This is a genomic window from Clostridia bacterium (assembly GCA_014360065.1).
In the GTDB taxonomy this organism is placed as follows: domain Bacteria; phylum Bacillota; class DSM-521; order Neomoorellales; family JACIYF01; genus JACIYF01.
In genome coordinates, this window is sequence record JACIYF010000108.1 from 1 (window position 1) to 8,361 (window position 8,361).

At 52.5% G+C, this 8,361-nt stretch carries 6 protein-coding genes; all 6 read right to left on the bottom strand.

Translation table 11 applies throughout. From position 1 onward, the window contains the following. Positions 1-176: 176 nt before the first annotated feature. Positions 177-1,493: an acetyl-CoA hydrolase/transferase family protein gene (locus H5U02_12400; protein MBC7343218.1), complete on the bottom strand. Its 1,317-nt coding sequence runs from the start codon at positions 1,491-1,493 to the stop codon at positions 177-179. A gap of 158 nt (positions 1,494-1,651) precedes the next feature. Next, a complete protein-coding gene (locus H5U02_12405) occupies positions 1,652-3,814 on the bottom strand; it encodes a sigma 54-interacting transcriptional regulator (protein ID MBC7343219.1) in 2,163 nt (720 codons plus the stop codon). 150 nt (positions 3,815-3,964) lie between these two features. Then, positions 3,965-4,969 carry a sodium:calcium antiporter gene (locus tag H5U02_12410; protein MBC7343220.1) on the bottom strand — a complete coding sequence of 335 codons (1,005 nt, stop codon included), beginning with the start codon at positions 4,967-4,969 and terminating at the stop codon, positions 3,965-3,967. A 309-nt stretch (positions 4,970-5,278) separates the two neighbouring features. After that, the gene (pstA, locus tag H5U02_12415; GenBank protein ID MBC7343221.1) at positions 5,279-6,163 is read right to left on the bottom strand and encodes a phosphate ABC transporter permease PstA; all 885 of its coding nucleotides are present in this window, start codon (positions 6,161-6,163) and stop codon (positions 5,279-5,281) included. Beyond that, the gene (gene pstC / locus H5U02_12420; GenBank protein ID MBC7343222.1) at positions 6,160-7,074 is read right to left on the bottom strand and encodes a phosphate ABC transporter permease subunit PstC; all 915 of its coding nucleotides are present in this window, start codon (positions 7,072-7,074) and stop codon (positions 6,160-6,162) included. The genes pstA and pstC overlap by 4 nt, the downstream gene beginning before the upstream one ends. Positions 7,075-7,275: 201 nt before the next feature. Beyond that, on the bottom strand, positions 7,276-8,166 hold the full coding sequence (locus H5U02_12425; protein MBC7343223.1) for a phosphate ABC transporter substrate-binding protein: 891 nt from the start codon (positions 8,164-8,166) through the stop codon (positions 7,276-7,278). Positions 8,167-8,361: the final 195 nt, after the last annotated feature.

The window sequence follows — 8,361 nt, forward strand, 5'->3', positions numbered from 1 at the left end:
TCAATGCTTTCAGGGTAAGTTGCCGCCGATTATTGGGATTCTTACCTTCCTTGATGCCAGAAATTTAAAACTGGGGATGACCCAGCACTTTTAAAATCGATCCACTCATTGGTCTAAAAAAATGACTGGGGCCGCAAGAAAGCAACCCCAGCCTCGTGCCTAAGTTGATTGCTCTACTAGCCAACCCGGCTGGCCAATTTCCGGCCTTCTACGTGCTCTTTCCACTCCTCCTCTAACTCCGACTGGAAGCGGGGATGAGCAATGGCCATCAGTGCCTCCGCCCGCTGGCGCAGGCTCTTTCCGCGGAGGTAAGCTACACCGTACTCAGTAACCACTACGTCCACAGCATAGCGAGGCGTAGTCACAGGAGTGTATGGATTCAGATACGGAACTATCCTTGAGACTTTACCTCCAGCGGCCGTCGACGGCATGGCAATGATGGACATCCCCCCAGGAGAGCGGCGGGCCCCCTCCACAAAGTCCATCTGCCCGCCTACGGCGCTAATTTGAACCCCGCCTATTGCTTCGGCATTGACTTGCCCCATTAAGTCGACCTCAACTGCAGAATTGATGCTTATCAAGTTGTGCAGCTGGCCAATAACTGCGGGGTCATTTACATAATCAACCGGCAACATCTCGACCATCGGGTTGTCATCCACGAAGTCGTACAGCTTTCTAGTCCCCATAAGGAAGGTAGCCACTAACCGACCTCGGTGGTGCTCTTTAAGTTGATTGGTAATTACTCCCTTTTCAACCAAATCCACGGTGCTGTCAGAGAACATCTCGCTATGGATGCCGAGATCCTTGCGGTCGGTCAGGTAACGCGCTACGGCGTCGGGTATCCCACCGATGCCCAGCTGTAGGGTAGCCCCATCAGGTATTAGCTCGGCCACATTATGCCCGATGGCATCTATAACCGCGTCCGACTGCACAGGTGGGAATTCCCGTAATGGCTCCTCAGATTCTACTACCCAGTCAATGTTACTGATGTGAATAAAGTTCCCCATAGTCCTTGGCATCTGCGAGCGCACCTCAGCAATCACTACCCGAGCACAGCTGGCTGCTGCCACTGCATAATCAACTCCAATACCAAAGCTACAAAAGCCATGGCGATCTGGTGGAGAAACGCAGATCATGGCTACATCCACGGGTAAGAGGTTATCATAGAAGAGTCTAGGAATCTCGAAGAATCGGCAGGGAGTATAATCAGCCCGCCCTGATGCAACCGCATCCCGTGTACTGGGCCCAGCAAAAAGTACGTTGGGACGAAAGGCTTCCTGCATTCCTGGTTGGGCATAAGGGGCGGGTCCAGCCGCTACCATTTGCACTATCTCAACGTTTCGCAGTTCGTCCCGCCGTTGGCACAAGCTCTTCAACAGAACATCTGGCTGGGCATTGAAGTTGCCTACCACTACTCGAGAATTGGATTCAATGACAGATACCGCCTTTTCAGGGGTAACTAACTTGCTACGATACTCCTCTTGCCACCGCATAAGTAATCCCTCCGCCTCCAAAATCTCTTATCTCTCTATCATCATCTTTGTTCTTTTGGTCACAATGTTATTGTACTACAACCAGAAGCTCCCGGGGCGACTTTTCTTTCCGTAGAGCTTTGCGCTGTTGGAACCCGGGCATAGATAGCTTGCGCCTTTTAGGGCGCTCGGCGGTATTTGTTTAGCTTGCGGGCCACGGTGGACTGGTTTACTTTCAAGGCTTTGGCCGCCTTATAGGTGCTGCCGTAAACATCAACCGCTTTCTCAATCAGCTGCCGTTCAACCTCGTCAACAGCTTGTTTCAGCGGCAAGATCCCGCTTACAGTCACCTGGTTCCGGGAGACTTGGTAGCCTGGTTCGGCCATTTCGATAGGAAGATTGTCCTTGGTAATCACCGGGCCAGGGGCGGTTACCAGGAGCCGCTCCACCATGTTCTGTAGCTCGCGAACATTGCCTGGCCAGGCATACTGTAAGAAGGCATCCCATACCTCGGGACTAAAATCCTTTTCAAGTTTATACTCATGGCGAAAGCGTTTTAGGAACTCTCGGGCCATGGGAATTATTTCCTCCTTGCGCTCCCGCAATGGCGGCACCTTGATAGGAACCACGTTGAGGCGAAAGTAGAGATCCTCCCGGAAACGCCCCTCCTCTACCATGGCCTGGAGATCCTGATTGGTGGCAGCTATGATCCGGACATTTATTTGCCGGGCCTTGACTCCGCCCACCCGGACAATTTCCCGGTCCTGAATAGCGCGAAGCAACTTTACTTGCAAAGCCAAGGGAAGTTCAGCAATCTCATCCAAGAATAGGGTGCCATTATGGGCTAATTCAAACATGCCCGGCTTGCCCTCGCGGCTGGCCCCGGAGAAAGCCCCGGGCTCATACCCAAAGAGCTCGGACTCTAGCAGGCTCTCAGGAATAGCACCGCAGTTAATTTTAATGAAGGGGCCTGATTGGCGAGGGCTGTTGTTGTGAATGATGCGGGCCACCACATCCTTACCCACCCCGGATTCGCCTAGAATCAGCACGGTTGAATCTACCCGGGCCACCCGTAGAGCCAAATCAATAACCTTTTCCATGGCCACCGAGTTAATGACTATCCCGTTTTGATTGTTCAGCCGTGACCGCAGTTCCTGCAGCTCAGCCTGGTAGCGTAAGCTGAGCTCACGGGTAGCCTCTAGTTGAGTCTTCAAATCATTAAGCTCGCTTAAATCCCGGACGTTTAGTACCACCCGCCGCACCTCGCCTTGGGAGTCGAAGACCGGATTGCCGGTAACCAAGAGCTGGTTGCCCGATCCTGTCTCCACTACCATGCTTACCGCGGACCGCGCCTTTAGCACTGGATCCACCAAGGAAGCCGACAGCAGCCCCTCCTTAACTAGCTGTTCCATGGTTTTACCTACGATGGCCTCAGGGGTAAGACCGGAGAGGCGGGCATGAGCCCGATTGACCCTTAAGATCCGGCCTTCAGCATCGGTGATAATGATGCCGTCATAAGAAGCTTCGATTATGGCTTCCAGTTCGCTATTCAGGTTCTTTACGCTGGTAAGCTCCTCCGCGATACCTTCCATCTCGGATACGTCCTGAAAGACTCCAACTGCTCCCACCACTTCTCCATCCTCAACAATAGGAGTGCGGTTAGTGAGATAGGTTCGCGGCCCGCGGGAATAACGGATGGTGAATTTATACCCGTACTGCTTTTCCCCAGTCTTTAGGATGTCTAGAAGCCCTAGGGGAATAACAACCTGGGACAAGTGCTTGCCAATCACGTCCGCCTTGGGGCGCCACACTAGCTTTTCGGCCGCTTCGTTATAGAAGGTTACTAGCCCATCCTTATCAATGGCAATGATGGCATTGTGGGCTGACTCCAAAATGCTTTCCAGCTGCTTAATTCGGCCCTGATAACGTTCGGTCATGGCCCGGGCTACAGCAGCTGCATTTAAAGTACCGACTAAGCGCCCGCTTTCATCCACGGCTAATAGCCAGGGTACAGAAACGGGCCAGACCTCCTCCGGTGAAGACTCGGCCGGCACTATGGCCCATTTGCCTGAAGCCCAATGGGCCACACTGGCCTTGGCTTTGGCTGTCGAGGTTGCCTGTGACGTCGAGGCAGACCCCGTAGCTTTGCACCCACTATTGATCTCTAAGAGATACTCGAGGAAGTCGCGTTCGGTAAGCAAACCCACCGGCCGCACCGATTGGGCCACGATCGGCACTACCTCCGGCCTGCCCTTTTCTTGCCAGAGCTCGAAAGCCTCTTGCATGCTCTGGTATTTCTTTACGCTTAGGATTACAGAATCCATAAGATTGCGAATCCGCACTATGAACCACCCCACCCACGGGACCACACTATTGGCTACGTTGGCTATCTTATACGAATTCGCCGCTTGGCCAACCAAAACCTGCTTTGACTAATCAATAAAAGAAGAGCCCAGGAAAACCCGGGCCCGAGCTTATTCTTTACCCATTTCTTACCGTATTACTCCAGTTACTACCAGCAATATGAAGATGCTATAAAAAACACCCCCGCCCAACAAAATGTGGGGCGTTAAATACCGCTTGCGGAGGATTTGCAGATAGACCAAGCCGGCTGAAGCTAGAGCCAAGACCGCGCTGAGCATGGCTCCCCGGGTCAGCACCCAGGAAGTCAGAGTGATGCCCACAGCGGGTATAATGGAGCTCTGAAACACCATGGCTCCGGTAATATTTCCAAGCGCCAGGGTGTCTTTTCCTCGCCCGATCCAGATGACGCTGTTGAATTTCTCCGGCAGCTCGGTAGCAATCGGGGCAATAATAAGCGCCAATACGAAAGGTGGCACGCCCAGCATGGTGGAGATGTCCTCGACCCCTCTTACAAACAAGCGGGCTCCACCCACGATCATCCCTAGGGCAACTGCTACTTGTAGGAACACCAGAGCGGTGGGGGGATTGCTGGTGAAGCGATAGAAGTAAAGAGGGTTCATCTCCTCATCAGCGCCTTCACCTTGCCCATGCTTGACTGTTAGGTAAGCATAAGTGCCATAAGCCAACACCAAGGCTGTAGCAATGAACTCTTTAAAGATATGCTGGTGCAAGAAAGCAGCAGAAATGGCGATGGTATAAACCAATAAAAAGAAGCCTAGATCACGGCTCATGATGGCAGTATCTAAGTCCATACGCGGGTAATTGGGCCGTCGCTTCCGGTAAGCCACCGCCGCCAGGCCGGTGATAAAGAAAGCCAGGGTGCTGAGCATAAACGGTGCCCCTAAAATAGCACCGATACCGATGCTTTCCCCTGATGCTTGGCCGCCAAAAATGATGGCAATGATTGGCACCATCGTTTCCGGCAAAGCAGTCCCAACCGCCGCCAATATGGATCCCACTGCGCCTTCGCCAAGATTAAACTTTTTTCCCAGCCATTCCACGCCGTTGGTGAAAAATTCTGCTCCAGCTAGTATTACTGCCAAACTTAAGACTAGTAGTATGATATCGAGCACGGTCTACCCTCCTACAGATGTCCTGCTACTTGGGAAAGCTTTGATCTTAGCATCGACTGTCCTTGCCTTACTAAAATAACATAAAATGACGACACCTCACCTCCCTTGGGCGGCAAGGTCTCGCCTTTTCTTGCTAGGACCGGGCGGAAAGCCGTGCTGACGACCCTAGCCACCGGGGGCAAAGCCCGCCGGAGCTACTCCCCTTGACCCAATTAACCTTTAACGCGGTCTTACGAAAGCTAAACAGCTGACTTTTATTTTACCCCTGCATGTCCACCAATGCCATCTGGTTTTGTATAGGAAAGCAAGCTAGATTCCGGTCAGCCGGCGATAAATCCTGTTTCCGACCCAACGAGCAACAACGTTGAACACTAATACTACAACCATGAGCACAGCTGCTGATCCATCAGCTACCCGGCGCAGATCGGGAATTAAGCCTTCGGCGTTTACCTTCCAGATATGGACCGCCAATGAGGCAGCTGGGCGAAAAGGATTGAGCGGAGAGGCAGGATAGGTAGGGTTCCACTGACCGAAGTCTAACGGCGGGCTGGAAATCCCAGCGGTGTAAAGCAGGGCAGCTGCCTCACCAAAACACCTACCGGCAGTCAAGATAATACCCGTAACAATACCTGGGAACGCCGAGGGTATGAGGACCCTAGTAATGGTCTGCCAGCGACTGGCTCCCAAAGCCAGGCTAGCCTCCCTGAGCTCAGGGCCCAAGTTGCGCAGGGATTCCTCGGAAATCCGTACCATCACCGGAAGATTAAAGACAGTCAATGCTAAGGCTCCACTGGCTACCGAGAAACCCCATCCCATGTAGTTTACAAAGATTAATAGGCCAAACATGCCTACGACAATGGAAGGTAGGGAGGCCAAAGTTTCAGTGCTGAGCCGTACAAAAGAAGTAAAGAGCGAAGGGCGGGCGTACTCAGCCATATAAATCCCGCCTCCCACCCCCAAGGGTACGGTGAGCAGCATGGATAAGATTAAGAGATAAAAGGAGTTGAACAGTTGCGGGCCGATACCGCCGCCGGCGCGTAAGTTTTCGGGAGGGCGGGTCAAGAAGTCCCACGAGATGGAACCGGCTCCCCGGTAGAGCACGTAACCGATAAACCACAACAGAAACCCAACAATCAATAATGCGCCGCACCAGAAAAGCATAGTGGCCGCCTTATCTGCCAGCCTAGCGTTCAACGTACTTCCCTTCCCTTTGCTGCCATTCGTGCTAGCAAGATGAATATACAAGTCATGACCAGGAGCATAAGGCTCATGCTCCAAAGGGCATTGTTCCAGGTTGATCCGCTCACGGTGTAGCCCATATCCAAAGTGATGGCGCTAGTTAAAGTGATAACTGGGTCAAGGATGGAATGGGGAATATGCCTAACATTGCCGATGACCATCTGTACTGCCAAAGCCTCACCAAAGGCTCGGGCTAAACCTAGGATAATCCCGGTCAGGATGCCTGGCTTTGCCGCCGGCAGGAGCACCAACCTAATAGTCTGCCACCTGGTACTGCCCAGAGCGTAGGCAGCTTCCTTTAGGCTGCTTGGTAGGGCCCGCAAGCTATCCGCAGATAGGCTAGCGATGGTAGGGAGAATCATAATGCCAAGGACGATCCCGCCCGCTAGCAGGCTGAAGCCCATTCCCCCAAAGCGCTCCCGTACCAGAGGCACCAGCACCACCAGCCCAGTATAACCGTAGACTACCGAGGGAATTCCGGCCAATAACTCGATGGCTGGCTGCAGCACTTGCCTACCCCAGGAAGGAGCAATCTCAACCAAAAAAACAGCAGCAATGATAGCGGTGGGGGCCGCCAAAAGCACCGCTAGACCAGAGGTAAGAAGGGAACCTATACTCATGGTTAGAGAACCTAGGAGAGGACCGCCCTGGCTGGCTGGTAGTTCTGGATTCCATTCGCTACTGAAAAGAAACTTAAAAACACTGATCTTATCGACCACAAAAGTAGTTAAGCCCTGGCGAGCTACGAAAACTACAATGGCTAAGGTTATAAGAATTACTAGGGCCGCGCAACCGTATACCAGTATGCGACCGGCCGTTTCTTTTCGGAGTTTTGCCAACCATCGCCCCAATTTCGCCACATTCATGCCTCCCACGCGCTCATTTTACCGGAGCTTGGTTAAGATATTGTTAGCGGTGGGTTAAGGTTGCCTTAGAAACCATGGGAATCCAAAAGGGCCGCGCCTGTAGGGCGCGGCCCCTAGTTCTTCCAACTTGCCTATGTCGAGGCTTGGCTCCGCAGCCCAGGACTCCTGCCTATACCGGCATGGCAAATGCTGCAGACCAGCTTAAAGCTTCTTAACGTTTCCGCTAGCATCCCTTTCTACCTTCATATCGGTAATGGGGATGTAACCCTCCTGAACCACCAGCGTCTTTTGTATTTCATCGCTGAGAATGTAATCGAGAAATGCCTTAGTTAGCCCGCTCGGCTCACCTTTGGTGTACATATGCTCATATGCCCAAACCGGATAGGTTCCATTGGCAACGTTCTCCTTGGTAGGTGCCACCCCATCCAAGCTTACCACCTTGATGGAATCATCCAGGTAAGAAAGAGCTAAGTAACCAATTGCCCCCGGGGTCTGACTTACGATCTGCTTTACAGTACCCGAAGCTTCTTGCTCAATGCCCTTGGCTTCTTCCTTGCCGTCCAATGCAAATTTCTTGAAGGTGGCTCGGGTCCCAGAGCTAGCCGGCCGGTTGACCAGGGTTATCTTAACGTCTGGTCCACCTACATCCTTCCAGTTAGTGATCTTGCCAGTCCAGATGTCAATCATCTGCTGCTTAGTGAGGTTAGTAACCTTAGCTCCTACCCCTGGATGTACCACAGCGGCCATGGCCACAACGCAAACTTTGTGATCCTTTAGTTGAGAAGCTTCTTCTGGCTTCAGCTTTTCCTCCGCAAATAAGTCCGAATTTCCAATCTGAAAACCGCCTTGGAGTACCTGCGTCAAACCGGTACCGCTACCCCCACCTTGAACCGAAATCTGAGCCCCGGGATTCTTAGCCATAAACTGCTGGGCCGCAGCATCCACAAGGGGCTGAAGAGCAGTAGATCCGCCAGCAACGATGGAACCGGTCACCCCTGACGTGCTTCCGCCAGTGTTGCCACCAGTAGACGGGGTTTCCTTTGGCTTACCGCAACCTACTACTGCCACTGCCAACGCCAGCACCAGACTCATCAACAGCACTCCCCTACCGAACCTCTTGTTTACCAAACTCCATCCTCCTCCTTGGGTTTTGGGTGCCAGTTTGGAACCCGCCGAGTTTTCCGGCTTCAGGCTAAGTATAGCTGAAGCTAGTTAAATGGAAAGTAAAGGCATGTTAAAAGTAAGTTCATTGATAAGAGAAAGGGTTAAAGAATGTGCAGGCAAGAA